12 protein-coding genes are annotated in these 13,172 nt (G+C 63.2%); 6 read left to right on the top strand and 6 right to left on the bottom strand.

The window, feature by feature from the left end:
* Window position 1: 1 nt before the first annotated feature.
* The 6 genes from PVW51_RS06015 to PVW51_RS05990 form a co-directional block, all read right to left on the bottom strand.
* The gene (locus PVW51_RS06015; RefSeq protein WP_274573972.1) at window positions 2-775 is read right to left on the bottom strand and encodes an SDR family oxidoreductase; all 774 of its coding nucleotides are present in this window, start codon (window positions 773-775) and stop codon (window positions 2-4) included.
* Window positions 776-779: 4 nt separating this feature from the next.
* Window positions 780-1,550, bottom strand: coding sequence for an SDR family NAD(P)-dependent oxidoreductase (locus PVW51_RS06010; protein ID WP_269361473.1), 771 nt, complete (start codon window positions 1,548-1,550; stop codon window positions 780-782).
* Complete coding sequence (locus PVW51_RS06005; RefSeq protein ID WP_269361471.1) at window positions 1,547-2,860, bottom strand: acyl-CoA dehydrogenase family protein; 1,314 nt, start codon at window positions 2,858-2,860, stop codon at window positions 1,547-1,549. The genes PVW51_RS06010 and PVW51_RS06005 overlap by 4 nt, the downstream gene beginning before the upstream one ends.
* Window positions 2,861-2,943: 83 nt before the next feature.
* On the bottom strand, window positions 2,944-3,723 hold the full coding sequence (locus PVW51_RS06000; RefSeq protein WP_274573971.1) for an enoyl-CoA hydratase-related protein: 780 nt from the start codon (window positions 3,721-3,723) through the stop codon (window positions 2,944-2,946).
* Window positions 3,720-5,012, bottom strand: coding sequence for a 3-hydroxyacyl-CoA dehydrogenase (locus PVW51_RS05995; RefSeq protein WP_274573969.1), 1,293 nt, complete (start codon window positions 5,010-5,012; stop codon window positions 3,720-3,722). The genes PVW51_RS06000 and PVW51_RS05995 overlap by 4 nt, the downstream gene beginning before the upstream one ends.
* Window positions 5,009-6,721, bottom strand: a complete 1,713-nt coding sequence (locus tag PVW51_RS05990) for a class I adenylate-forming enzyme family protein (RefSeq protein ID WP_274573968.1) — start codon at window positions 6,719-6,721, stop codon at window positions 5,009-5,011. The genes PVW51_RS05995 and PVW51_RS05990 overlap by 4 nt, the downstream gene beginning before the upstream one ends.
* Window positions 6,722-7,048: 327 nt before the next feature.
* On the opposite strand from PVW51_RS05990, the gene PVW51_RS05985 reads away from it, so the two are divergent.
* From PVW51_RS05985 to mnhG, 6 genes are read left to right on the top strand one after another with little or no spacing between them, the layout of a single operon-like run.
* Window positions 7,049-9,925, top strand: a complete 2,877-nt coding sequence (locus tag PVW51_RS05985; RefSeq protein WP_269361464.1) for a monovalent cation/H+ antiporter subunit A — start codon at window positions 7,049-7,051, stop codon at window positions 9,923-9,925.
* 1 nt (window position 9,926) lies between these two features.
* Window positions 9,927-10,277 (top strand): Na+/H+ antiporter subunit C, encoded by a 351-nt coding sequence (locus PVW51_RS05980; RefSeq protein WP_269361463.1) that lies wholly within the window; start codon window positions 9,927-9,929, stop codon window positions 10,275-10,277.
* The gene (locus PVW51_RS05975; protein ID WP_274573967.1) at window positions 10,274-11,944 is read left to right on the top strand and encodes a monovalent cation/H+ antiporter subunit D; all 1,671 of its coding nucleotides are present in this window, start codon (window positions 10,274-10,276) and stop codon (window positions 11,942-11,944) included. The genes PVW51_RS05980 and PVW51_RS05975 overlap by 4 nt, the downstream gene beginning before the upstream one ends.
* A 1-nt stretch (window position 11,945) precedes the next feature.
* Window positions 11,946-12,446 (top strand): Na+/H+ antiporter subunit E, encoded by a 501-nt coding sequence (locus PVW51_RS05970; RefSeq protein WP_269361460.1) that lies wholly within the window; start codon window positions 11,946-11,948, stop codon window positions 12,444-12,446.
* The gene (locus tag PVW51_RS05965) at window positions 12,443-12,730 is read left to right on the top strand and encodes a K+/H+ antiporter subunit F (RefSeq protein ID WP_114275295.1); all 288 of its coding nucleotides are present in this window, start codon (window positions 12,443-12,445) and stop codon (window positions 12,728-12,730) included. Before PVW51_RS05970 ends, PVW51_RS05965 begins: the two co-directional genes overlap by 4 nt.
* Window positions 12,727-13,125, top strand: coding sequence for a monovalent cation/H(+) antiporter subunit G (gene mnhG / locus PVW51_RS05960; RefSeq protein WP_114275294.1), 399 nt, complete (start codon window positions 12,727-12,729; stop codon window positions 13,123-13,125). The genes PVW51_RS05965 and mnhG overlap by 4 nt, the downstream gene beginning before the upstream one ends.
* Window positions 13,126-13,172: the final 47 nt, after the last annotated feature.

Below are 13,172 nucleotides of genomic sequence, written 5' to 3'. Positions count from 1 at the left end.
CTTACTCCTCGAACCCGCCGAAACGGCGGTTCAGCTTGCGCATGCCCCCGATCCAACGGTCATAGTTTTCGGTCTTCTTGCGCATGTAACCCAGCACCTCCGGGTGTGGCAGCACCAGGAATGTCTCGTCCCGGATCGTCTGCACACAGGCTTCGGCCACGGGGGCGGGTTCCATCATGCCGTCGATGGCGGCCACATGGTCCTCATGGCCGCGTGTCATCTCGGTGCGCACGGCCTGGGGGCAGAGCACGCTGACCTTGATCCCCTGGTCGCCATAGGTCAGGGCGATCCATTCGGCCAGACCGACCGCCGCGTGTTTGGTCACGCCGTAGGGGGCTGAGCCGACCTGGTTCAGCAGACCGGCGGCGGAGGCGGTGTTCAGGAAATATCCGCCGCCGCGCTCGGCCATCTTCGGCACCAGATGACGCGCGGCCCAGACATGGGACATCACGTTGATTTCCCAGATGCGTTGCCATGCGTCATCCTCCACCTCGACACCACCGGCCACGGATATGCCCGCGTTGGAGCAGAACAGGTCAATCGGGCCCACCTCGGCCTCGACCTTGTCGATCATGGCGGTGATCTGATCCTTGACCGATACATCCACCATATGGGCGGTGCCGCCCATCATTGCGGCGGTTTCTTCCGCGCCTTTCAGGTCGCGGTCCACGCAGGCGATGTGTTTCGCGCCTTCCTCGGCATAGCGGATGCACATGGCGCGTCCGATGCCGCTGGCGGCACCGGTGACGACGATGATCTTGTCCTTCAGTTCCATGGCGTCACGTCCACATGTTGGAGCCGCCGCAGACGGTAAGCGCCTGACCTGTCATATAGCGGCTGGCATCCGAGGCGAGGAAGACTGCAAGACCCGCGAAATCCTCCGGCTCGCCCAGGCGGCGCAGGGGGATTTCCTCCTTGATGCGTTTCTCTACTTCTGGGTTGTCCCACAGCTCGCGCGCGAACTCGGTCTTCACCAGTCCCGGACAGATCGCGTTGAAGCGCAGGCCCTTCGGGCCGAACTCCGCCGCGAGGTTGCGGCACAGCCCGATCAGCGCCAGCTTGGACATGCCATAGGTGCCCAGCATGACCGAGGGTTTGAAGGCCCCGATGGAGGAGGTAAAGGCCATCGATCCCGAGCCTTTCTCGATCATGTCGGGGGCCACCATCTGCGCCAGCCAGAGATTGGATTTCACGTTGGCGTTCATGGTCTTGTCGTAGGCGTCGTCGGGGATCTCCGATGTCTTGCCATAATAGGGGTTTACGCCCGCATTGCCGATCACCACGTCGATCTTGCCCGCTTTTTCATGGGTCTGATCGACCAGCGCCTGCAGCTGGTCCTTGTAGCCGACGTTGCAGGCGATGCCAAAGGCCTTGCCCTTGCCAAGGGCATTGATGCCCTCGGCTGCCGCGTCAAGCTGATCCTGCTTGCGTGCGGAAATGACAACCGTGGCACCATGTTCGGCCAGCGCCGTCGCCATCGCCAGGCCCATGCCTTTTGAGGCACCGGTCAGCAGCGCCACTTTTCCGGTCAGGTCGAAAAGTTTGCTCATCCCATGAACCCCGCGCTGCCCCGGTTTTCGGTGTGTTGCTTGGCGGCGTCCTGGCGCGCGTTGCTTTCCTTGTAGGTATTGACCTCGTGGCGCGCGATGACGTGGTGATGCACCTCGTCGGGGCCGTCGGCATAGCGCAGGGTGCGCTGCTGGGCGTACATGCCCGACAGCGGCGACCATTGGGAAATACCTGTCGCACCATGCACCTGCATCGCCTGGTCGATGATGTCGCAGACCTGTTCCGGCACCTTGGCCTTGATCATCGACACCCAGATGCGGGCCTCCTTGTTGCCCAGCACGTCCATCGCCTTGGCCGCCTTGAGCACCAGCAGGCGCATGGATTCAATCTCGATCTTGGCGCGGCTGATGGTTTCCATATTCTTGCCCAGGTCGATGATCCGCTTGCCGAAGGCTTCGCGTGACAGGCCGCGTTCGATCATCAGGTCCAGCGCCTTTTCCGCCTGTCCGATGGAGCGCATGCAGTGGTGGATGCGGCCGGGTCCAAGGCGGACCTGGCTGATCTCGAAACCGCGGCCCTCACCCCAGAGTATGTTGCTTTCGGGGACGCGGACATCGGTGAACTTGATGTGCATATGCCCATGCGGCGCGTCGTCGTGACCAAAGACATGCATCGGCCCGAGGATTTCGACCCCAGGCGTGTCCATCGGCACGAGGATTTGCGACTGCTGACGGAAGGGTTCCGCATCCGGAGAGGTCTTGACCATCACGATCATGATCTTGCAGCGCGGATCGCCTGCGCCGGAGATATAGTATTTCTCGCCGTTCATCACCCATTCGCCGTTTTCCAGCACGGCGGACATGGCGATGTTCTTGGCGTCGGAAGACGCGCGGTCCGGTTCCGTCATCGCGAAGGCCGAACGAATTTCACCGGCCAGCAGGGGCTTGAGCCACTTTTCCTTCTGCTCTTTCGTGCCGACCCGTTCCAGCACTTCCATATTGCCCGTATCGGGGGCCGAACAGTTCAGCGTCTGCGAGGCGAGGGGGTTCTTGCCCAGTTCCGCCGCGATATAGGCGTAGTCGAGGTTCGACAGCCCCTCGCCGGTTTCCGCGTTGGGCAGAAAGAAGTTCCACAGGCCCGCGTCACGGGCTTTTTGCTTGGCCCCTTCCAGCAGTTCCAGCTGGCGCGGGTGATAGGACCAGCGGTCCTTTTGCGCGTCGCCGAGCCGGTGGTATTCTTCGCTGATCGGGTCCACGTTTTCGCGGATGTGCTTGATCACCGCGTTCAGCAGGGGCTTGTTGCCCTCTGACATCTCAAGGTTGTTCAACTCCGGTGGGTTCATATCGCTCATCTTTTGTGCCTCCCTGGGCATTGTTCCAGTTGTGTTTTTCCGGTTCCCGAAGAACCCAATGTCTCAGCCCCTCTCGGGGGCCGTCATTTGTTGACCCAATTGGGTTTGCGTTTCTCGACAAAGGCGTTGACGCCTTCCTTGAAATCCTCGGTCCGGGCCAGGTCCATCTGGACTTCGCGGGAATAGGCCAGGCTTTCGGGCAGACCATCGGCGATGGCCATGGAATTCAGGATGCGCTTTGTCGCCTTCACGGAAGAGGGCGAGACGCTGCACAGCTCTTCGGCCTTTGCCCTGGCGCGGTCCATCAGATCGGCGGCGGGCAGCACTTCGTTCACGCAGCCCATGCGCAATGCCTCCTCCGCGCCGATGGTGCGGCCCGTCAGCATCAGCTCCTGCGCCGCCAGCCGCCCGATGTAGCGTGACAGGCGCTGCACGCCGGAGGCGGAGGCGAAAAAGCCGACCTTGACCTCGGGCAGCGCGAACTTCGCGTTTTCCGAGGCGAGGATGATGTCGCAGGACAGCGCGGTTTCGAAGCCGCCGCCCATGGCAAAGCCGTTCACGGCAGCGATCAGCGGTTTCTCCAGATCAAAGCGCGAGGACAGCCCGGCGAAACCGGTCTTGGGCAGGCCCTTCTTGATTCCGCCCTGCTGCGTTGCCTTCAGGTCGTTCCCGGCAGAGAACGCCTTGTCCCCCGCGCCCGTCAGCACGGCGACCCAGAGATCCTGATTGGCGGCGAAGGCATCCCAGCAATCGCTCATCTCGTGGTGCATGTCCTCATTCACCGCGTTGTAGACATCGGGGCGGTTCATGGTGACGACCAGGATGTGCCCCCTGGTCTCGGTCTGGATGTATTCGTAGCTCATGTTTTCAGCCCTCCGGTGTCGATCTGCGTGAATTTGCCGCCCGTCTCCGCCAGTTTGCGCAGAGTGTCGGCGGGGGCGAAGTCGGGGTCTTCCGCGCCCAGTTTCTCCATCCGGTCCAGCACCGCCTGCGCACCGACCATGTCGCCATAGAACATCGGGCCACCCTTGTCGGCGGGCCAGCCGTAGCCGTTGAGCCAGACCACATCGACGTCGCTGGGGCGCTGGGCCTTGTTCTCTTCAAGGATTTTCACCGCCTCGTTGATCATCGGGTAGATGCAGATCTCGATGATCTCCTCCGCGCTCATGCTGCGCGGCTCGGCCCCGGTGATGTCGCGGATGATCCCGGCGGTAACATCCGAAGGGATCGGGCGGCGGTTTTCGTCATAATCGTAAAAGCCCGCCTGGGTCTTTTGCCCGCGCCGGTCCATTTCGCACAGCGCATCGCGGATCGGGTTCTCGGTCTTGGCCCCCTTGGACCAGCCGATGTCGAGGCCCGCAAGGTCGCTCATCTGGAAGGGGCCCATCTTGAACCCGAACTGGTTGAGTGCCGCGTCCACGTCCCAGGGCATGACGCCCTGATAGACCAGTTTGTTGGCCTGTTTCTGGCGCGCAAAGAGGATGCGGTTACCCACAAAGCCGGGGCAGACGCCGACCAGCGTTGCGATCTTGTTGATGTCCCTGGCCAATGCCATGCAGGTGGCAACCACATCGTCGGCGGTATGGTGGGCGCGCACGATCTCCAGCAGTTTCATCACATTGGCGGGCGAAAAGAAATGCAGCCCGATCACATCCTCGGGCCGCTTCGTCATGCCCGCGATCTCGTCGATGTTCAGCGCCGAGGTGTTGGTGGCCAGGATCGCGCCGGGTTTCATCACGCGGTCCAGTTCGGTGAAGATCTTGCGCTTCAGCTCCATGTCCTCGAACACCGCTTCGATCACCAGGTCACAGTCGGCCAGATCGGCAATCGACAAACGACCGTCAAAACGGTCCATCCGGGCCTCGACCTCGTCCTGCGGGAAACGCCCCTTGTCGGCGCTGCGCTGGTAGTTGCCGCGCACCACCTTAAGGCCCCGGTCCAGCGCCTCTTGCGTGGTTTCCACGATCTTCACCGGGTAGCCGGCGGTGGCAAAGTTCATCGCGATGCCGCCGCCCATGGTGCCGGCACCGATGATGCCCACGGTCTTGACCGGGCGGTGCGCGATGCCGTCGGGCAGGCCGGGAACCTCCCATGCGGCCTTGCCGGCCGCTGCGATGTATTGGCCGATCTCTTCTTCTGTCGGATGGGTCATGCAGTCTCTTCCATTTGTTGCAAACAGGCCGCGCGCAGCGCGCGGCGGTCAATCTTGTCGGTGGCGCCACGGGTCAGCGGGCCGTCCTGGCACCACAGCAGGGCGGGGATCTTGAAGCTGGCCAGATGCCCCTCAAGCGCGCGTGCCATGCTGTCACGATCAAGCGTTGCGCCGGGGCGCAGTTGCACGATGGCACCCACGATTTCGCCCAGCCGCTCATCAGGTACGGAGAAGGCACAGGCTTCGGCCACCTGGGGCAGCCGATGCAGCGCGCCTTCCACGTCGAGACAGGCGATGTTCTCGCCGCCGCGAATGATGATGTTCTTCTTGCGGTCTAGGATGGTGACATAGCCGTCCGCGTCGATCACCCCCAGGTCGCCCGTGCGCAGCCAGCCGTCCTGCATCGTCTGGGCGGTGGCGTCGGGCATGTTGAGGTAGCAGCGCATGTTGGCCGGGCTCTTGACCGTGATCTCGCCCAATGTTCCCGGTGGCACATCGTTGCCCGCATCATCGAGAAAGCGCAGTTCCTGCACCGGCGGGTGCAGCTTGCCCGCGCAGTCGGGGCGCGCCTTGTAATCGTCGCCGATCATGCCGATGCCAAGCGCCTGGGTCTCTGTCATGCCCCAGCCGGTGGCGACGCCCGCATTGGGAAAGGTCTCGGCGATGGCGGCAACCTGCGCGGCGGGGCGTTTCGCGCCGCCTGCACCGATGTAATCGAGCGAGGGCAGGGTTTCCCCCATCTTGCGGGCCGCCTCCATCAGTTCGGCGGATTGGGTCGGTACGCCCAGGAAGCGGGTCACATTGCCATCGCGGATCAGACGCACGGCTTCTTCCGGGTCCCAGCGGTACATCAGCGTGACCTTGGCCCCGGCGGGCATCGACAGCAGAAAGATCGGATGCGTTGCGGTGACGTGAAACAGCGGGGTGACCACCAGCACCGAAGGGCGGGGCGCTTCGGGTGCATCCGGTTCCGGCGGGGTGACCAGCGGAGCCAGAACCGACTGCATCAGCCAGCTGAACACCGCGTTCACCGCGCCGCGATGGGTCTGGACCACGCCCTTGGGGTGCCCGGTGGTGCCGGAGGAATACATCACCGCAAAGTCATCATCGGTGTCGATCGTGACCTCGGGGGCCGCGTCGCCGGTGGCGGCATCGTAGAGCGCAGTATAATCGTGGTCGCCCAGGCCTGTGCCGTCGCGGCAGCCGATCAGCCTGAGGTCCAGCGCGTCTTTCAGCGGGGCCAGCCGTTCGATCCTGGGACGGTCGGCAAAGACGATCCGCGCGCCGCTGTCACGCAGGGCATAGTCCAGCTCTTCCGTGGTCCACCAGGCGTTGAGGAACACCACCGTCGCGCCAAGCGAGGAGATTGCCATGATCGCGGTCAGAAGTTCAGGGTAGTTGCGCATGGCGATGGCGATGCGGTCACCCTGGCGCACCCCCAGATCGTCACGCAGCGCATGGGCGACGCGGTGCGCATGGGTGCAGAACTGGTCGTAGGTCAGGCTTTCGCCCTCGTATGCGAGATAATCCAGCTTGCCATCACCCTGCTTGGCACGGCTGGCGGCCATCAGGGCCGGGACGGTTGGGGGAACGTTCTTGAACGCCTTGTAGGTAACACCGCGTATGTTCACCTCTTCCACGGCGAAGGTGGGTTCGGTGGCGAGCACATGGCGCACGGCCTCTTCCGATGTCATGGCGGTCATCTTCATGCGCGCCCGTGCTGCGCGGCTGGTCTGTGGTATCGCATGGTCGGTCCTCCCCCGGAGCATCTGCAGCGCCACCTCCTCCACAGGGTGGCGCGACTCTCTTGCCGGAGGCTAGACAGTAAATGCGGCGCTGCCAATCCCGCAGGTCGGAACTTCGTTTCGCAAATGCGAACTTCCCTTGCGTCACATTTCCCGGACCGGGGGCCAGGACGGGCGATTGCAGCGACAGAAGTCACGAATTTGCAATAAAATTTCCCGGTTCGCCTTGAGAAACCTGAAAATTTCCCCCAACAATGGAGGACTGCACAGGTTGACAGATCAGGAGTTCGCGTGTCCCTCTTTCTTATCGTTGCCCTGCCCTTTCTGGGTGCTTTGTTGCCCGGAATAATGAATTCGGCGGGGCGCTCTGCCTGTGCTGGCGTGACATTCACCGTGACCCTTGCCGCCCTTGTGGGGCTTTTGACCAATTTGCCCGCTGTGCTGGCGGGCGATGTCGTCACCGCCGGGGTGGACTGGCTGCCCATGCTGGGCATGAATTTCAACCTGATGCTGGATGGCCTGGGCTTCTTCTTTGCCGCGCTGATCCTGGGGATCGGGCTGCTGATCATCACCTACGGGCGGTTCTACCTGTCGCGTGACGACAATATGGGCGAGTTTTTCACCTATCTGCTGCTGTTCCAGGGCGCGATGGTGGGCATCGTGATGTCCGACAACATCCTGCTTTTGCTGGTCTTCTGGGAGCTGACATCGCTGTCGTCCTTTCTGTTGATCGGCTATTGGAAGCATCTGCCCGAGGGCCGCGAAGGCGCGCGGATGGCGCTGACCGTGACCGGCATGGGCGGGCTGGCGATGATCGGGGGGATGCTGATCCTGGGCCAGATCGTGGGCAGCTATGACCTGAGCGTGATCCTGCAGAACCGTGAGATCATTCAGGACAGCCCGCTTTATCTGCCGGCGCTGATCCTGATCCTGCTGGGCTGTTTCACCAAATCGGCGCAGTTCCCGTTCCATTTCTGGCTGCCCCATGCCATGGCGGCACCGACGCCGGTCAGCGCCTATCTGCACTCCGCCACGATGGTGAAGGCAGGCATATTCCTGATGGCGCGGATGTGGCCGGTGCTGTCGGGCACGCCGGAATGGTTCGTGATCGTGACCTCTGCAGGCCTGATCACAATGGTGCTGGGCGCGGTGATCGCGCTGTTCAAACATGATCTCAAGGCGCTGCTGGCCTTTTCCACGGTCAGCCACCTTGGGCTGATCACCATGTTGCTGGGCACCGGCACCGCCTTTGGCGCGATGGCGGCGGTGTTTCACATTCTCAACCACGCGACGTTCAAGGCCGCCTTGTTCATGTCTGCCGGGATCATCGACCACGAAACCCATACCCGTGACATCCGCAAGCTGGGGGGCTTGCGCCATCTGATGCCGATCACCTTTGTGATGGCCACGCTGGCCGCGCTGTCGATGGCCGGTATTCCCTATCTGAACGGGTTCCTCAGCAAGGAAATGATGCTTGAGGAAGCCTCGCATACTGTCCTGTTCAACACCGGCTGGCTGGTGCCCGCGCTTGCGGTGATCGGTTCGCTGTTTTCCGCCGCCTATTGCTTCCGCCTGATTTCGCATACCTTCCTGGGGGCCAAGCGAGACGATTATCCGGCGCATCCGCATGATCCGCCCTTCGGCATGTGGGCGCCGCCCGCATTGCTGGTGGTGCTGGTGGTCGTGATCGGGGTGGCGCCCTTCCTGGTGCAGGACTTCGTCTTTCTCGTGGCGCGCGCGGTGATCGGCGGGGTGGCCCCGCTGGATGTGCATTACATCAAGATCTGGCATGGCCTGACGCCCGCCCTTTACATGTCGATTGCGGCCGTGGGTGGCGGGTTGCTGGTGCTGGCGTCATTCCGCCCGCTGCTGCGGGTCTGGGATGCGGCACCGCGCCCAGAGGCCAAGGTGATCTTTGAAGCCGTGATCGCGGGGGCGGTGGCGCTGGCGCGCTGGGTGATCCACGGCCTGCACAACGGCGCTTTCACCCGCTATGCGGCGATCATGGCCGTGACGGTGGTGGCGCTGGGCTATCATGGCTGGCGGACGGGCACGGTGGGGCCCGCGACGCGCAGCATGCAGACCGCCGGAGCAATCGAGATTGCCGGCTGGGCGATGCTGGTGGCGGCAACACTGGGGCTGGTGTTCCTGCACCGAAACCGCCTGTTGTCGCTGATCCTGATTGCCATCGTCGGGCTGATGGTCTCGGTCGGTTTTGTCGTCTTCAGCGCGCCGGACCTGGCGATGACCCAGCTTACCGTCGAGGTGGTGACGATCATCCTGCTGCTGCTGGCGCTGAACTTCCTGCCGAACCGGACCCCCATCGAAAGCACCGTGCTGCGCCGGATGCGCGATGTGGCGGTGGCGCTGGGCGGCGGGATCACGGCGGCGCTGATGTCCTGGCATTTCCTGCTGCGTGATACCGTGGCGCCGTCGATCTCGGAATTCCATCTGGCCAATTCCTACAAGGGCGGCGGCGGCACCAATGTGGTGAACGTGATCCTGGTGGACTTCCGGGGGTTTGATACCTTTGGCGAGATCATCGTGCTGGGGATCGCGGCGCTGCTGATCTATGCCCTGACCGAAACGCTGCTGGACGGCCCGGTGCGGGCGCGGCTGCTGAACCGCAAGCCGGACCAGCCGCGCGCGGGCGACATGCATCCGATGATGATGGTGGTGCTGACCCGCGTGATCATGCCGGTGGTGCTGATGGTGGGTTTTTACATCTTCCTGCGGGGCCACAACGAACCCGGCGGCGGGTTCATTGCCGGGCTGGTCGTCTCCATCGCCGTGGTGATGCAGTATATGGCCAGCGGCTTCAGCTGGGCCGCTGCGCGGCAACGCTACCCCTATCACGGGATCATCGGCGCAGGTGTGCTGGTGGCCGGGCTGACCGGCATCGGGTCGTGGTTCGTGGGCAAGCCCTTCCTGACCTCGGATTTCACCTATGTCCGGATCCCGCCTTTCTACAAGTTCGAGCTGGCCACGGCGGCGCTGTTCGACCTGGGCGTGTTCCTGGCCGTGGTCGGCGCGGTGATGCTGTCGCTTGAGAGTTTCTCGCGGCTGGCGCGGCGCGCCCATGTGCCGGATACGGAACATGCGATGGACATCGACCCCTCGCGCGATCCGGCCGATCCTGCCAACCCCAAGCTGGAAGGGGGGCTGTAAGATGGAGTTCCTTGTTGCTTCCGCCATTGGCGTCATGACCGCCGGAGGATTGTACCTGGTCCTGCGCCTGCGGACCTTTCCGGTGATCATGGGGATGTCGCTGCTGACCTATGCGGTCAATGTGTTCCTGTTCGCTTCGGGGCGGCTGACCATCGGTGCCCCGCCGATCCTGACGGATGCGGAGCGCTATACCGATCCCTTGCCGCAGGCGCTGGTGCTGACGGCGATCGTGATCTCCTTTGGCATGACGGCAGTGGTGGTGATGATCGCGCTGGGGGCCTATCTGGGCGCGGATGACGATCACGTGGACGATCCGGCCCCGGCCAAAGACGGGTCGGAGGGCGCAGCATGAACCACTGGATCATTGCCCCCGTCGTTCTGCCCGCCATGCTGGCCCCGTTCATCGTGCTGGCCGCGCGCTATCACATCGGGATCCAGCGGGTGTTCTCCGTCGCCGGGGTGCTGGCGCTGATCACCATTGCCGCCGGTCTGACCTGGCAGGCCTCGGACGGGACTGTCACCCTTTATCAGCTCAGCGACTGGGCCGCGCCCTTTGGCATCGTGCTGGTGGGGGACCGGCTGAGCACGATGATGGTGCTGCTGACAGCTGTGCTGGCGTTGTTCGTGCTGCTTTATGCCATCGGGTCGGAATGGGACAACCGGGGGCGGCATTTCCATGCGCTGTTCCAGTTCCAGCTGATGGGCATCATGGGCGCCTTCCTGACCGGTGACCTGTTCAACCTCTTTGTGTTCTTCGAAGTGCTGCTGATCGCCTCCTACGGGTTGATGATCCACGCGGGCGGGCATGTGCGGCTGCGCGCAGGCGTGCAATATGTGCTCTACAACCTGCTTGGCTCCACCCTGTTCCTGTTCGCGCTGGGCGCGCTCTACGCCCAGACCGGGACGCTGAACATGGCCGATCTGGCGCAGCGGGTGGCGATGATCGACGGGGCCGAGACGGTGGGCATCCGCATCGCCTCCGTCATGCTGCTGCTGGTCTTTGCGGTCAAAGCGGCGCTGGTGCCGCTGCATTTCTGGCTGCCGTCGAGCTATGCCGAGGCACCGGCCCCGGTGGCGGCGCTCTTCGCGATCATGACCAAGGTGGGGGCCTATGCGATCATCCGGGTCTATACGCTGATCTTCGGCCCGGATGTGGCGGTGACGGAAGGGCTGCACGGGCTGTGGCTGATGCCGCTGGCGCTGATTTCGCTGGCCATCGGCATGATCGGCGTGCTGGCGGCGCGTCGGTTGCACCGGCTGGTGGCCTTTTCGGTGATCGGGTCGATGGGGATGGTGATGGTGTCCATCGCCCTGTTCACACCGGCCGGCATCGCGGCGGCGCTTTATTATATCGTGCATTCCACGCTGGCGGCGGGGGCCTTGTTCCTGATCACCGATCTGACCCGCGCGGGCCGTTCCGATCTGAACCTGACAGCGCAGCCTCCGGTGGCCGGTGGGCCGCTGACAGCGGCGATGTTCTTTGCCGCCGCGATTGCCATGGCGGGGCTGCCGCCGCTGTCGGGTTTCGTGGGCAAGCTGCTGATCCTGGATGCCGGTTTTGCCAGCGGCTGGGTGGTCTGGATCTGGGCGGTTGTGCTTGGCTCCAGCCTGATCTCGGTTATCGGGTTCTCGCGCGCGGGCAGCACGCTGTTCTGGAAGTCGCGAAGTGTCGTGGTGCCCAGCGATGTGGCCGACGCGGAGGACAGCAAGAGCGCGGAAAACCGTGAAGCCACGGCCAAGGACGATGGTTCTGACGTGCCAAGTTTCCTGTCCTACGGTGCGGTCAGCGGGCTGTTGGTGCTGCTGGTGCTGCATACGGTTCTGGCCGGGCCGATCTACCGTTTCACGGAGGCGACTTCGGCACAATTGTTCGCGCCCTCGCGCTATATGTCCACGGTGCTTGAGACCAAGGGCAAGCTGACGCGGCCCAAGCCCGAAGGATATGACAAAGGTCATGCGGATGATGGCCACGGGGCCGGGGATGCAGGCCATGGCGAGACCACAGAGGAGGGACATTGAGATGATGCGTGCCTTGCGATGGCTGCTGCCACATCCGTTCCTGACGCTGCTGCTGGTCGTGGTCTGGACCCTGCTGCAGAACGGCATCTCGGCGGGTATGGTCGTTTTTGGTCTGATCCTGGGGATCGTGATCCCCATTGGTACGGCGCAATGGTGGCCGGATCGGCCTGGCAAGATCAGGGTTTTCCGGATGCTCAGCTATTGCCTGCTGGTGATGTGGGACATTCTGGTGGCCAATGTGCAGGTGGCCTGGATCGTGCTGACCAAATCCAATGCCGCGATGCGGCCGGCCTGGGTTGTCGTCCCGCTGGACCTGCGCCAGCCCGAGGCGATCACGATTCTGGCCGGCACCATCACCCTGACCCCCGGCACCGTTTCGGCGGACCTTTCGGACGAGGGGCACAGCCTGCTTGTACATGCGCTCGACGCGCCTGATCCTGATGCCGTGCGCGATGATATCAAGCACCGCTACGAACGCCGATTGAAGGAGATATTCGCATGACCCTTGCTCAGGAGGTGATGCAATGGAGCCTGGTTGCTGCCTTTGTTTGCGTGGCGCTCAGCCAGTTGGGGGCGATGGTCCGGCTGGTGATCGGGCCGTCAACCGGCGACCGGATCCTGGCGCTCGACACGATGGTGGTGAATGCCATCGGGCTGATCGTGCTGCTGGGGGTCGCGCAGGGCACCGGCATCTATTTTGAGGCGTCGCTGATCATCGCCATGCTCGGCTTCGTGTCGACCGTGGCCTATGCGCGCTTCGTGCTGCGGGGGGACATCATCGAATGACCCTTGCCGTGATCGGAACATATGCCGTGGCCTTCTGCCTTGTCGTGGGCGCGTTTTTCGCCCTGGTGGCGGCGATAGGCCTGCTGAAACTCAACGGTTCCATGACCCGACTGCACGCCCCGACCAAAGTTGGTACGGTCGGCATCGGGGCGCTGCTGCTGGCGTCGATGATCCACTCTTACGTTTACGCGGAAGGGTCGATGCATGAGCTGCTGATCATCGCGTTCCTTTTTGTGACCGCGCCGATATCCGCCAATTTCATTGCCAAGGTGAACATTCACAAGCGCGCTTGCGACATGCCGCCAAGCCCCCGGCAGGACAAGACCTGGTCGACCCTTAATGTCCCGGAGGCTGATCTGGAGATTGAGGAAACAGGGACCGACCAGCCCCGCTAGAGCGCCCCGCCTTAAACGTGAATCGCCGATACCCTGCCGCGCTGCGC

This window comes from Sulfitobacter sp. PR48 (assembly GCF_028807335.1).
Lineage (GTDB): Bacteria > Pseudomonadota > Alphaproteobacteria > Rhodobacterales > Rhodobacteraceae > Sulfitobacter.
The sequence above is the reverse complement of the archived record's forward strand: the minus strand, read 5'-3'. Positions and strand labels throughout refer to the sequence as shown.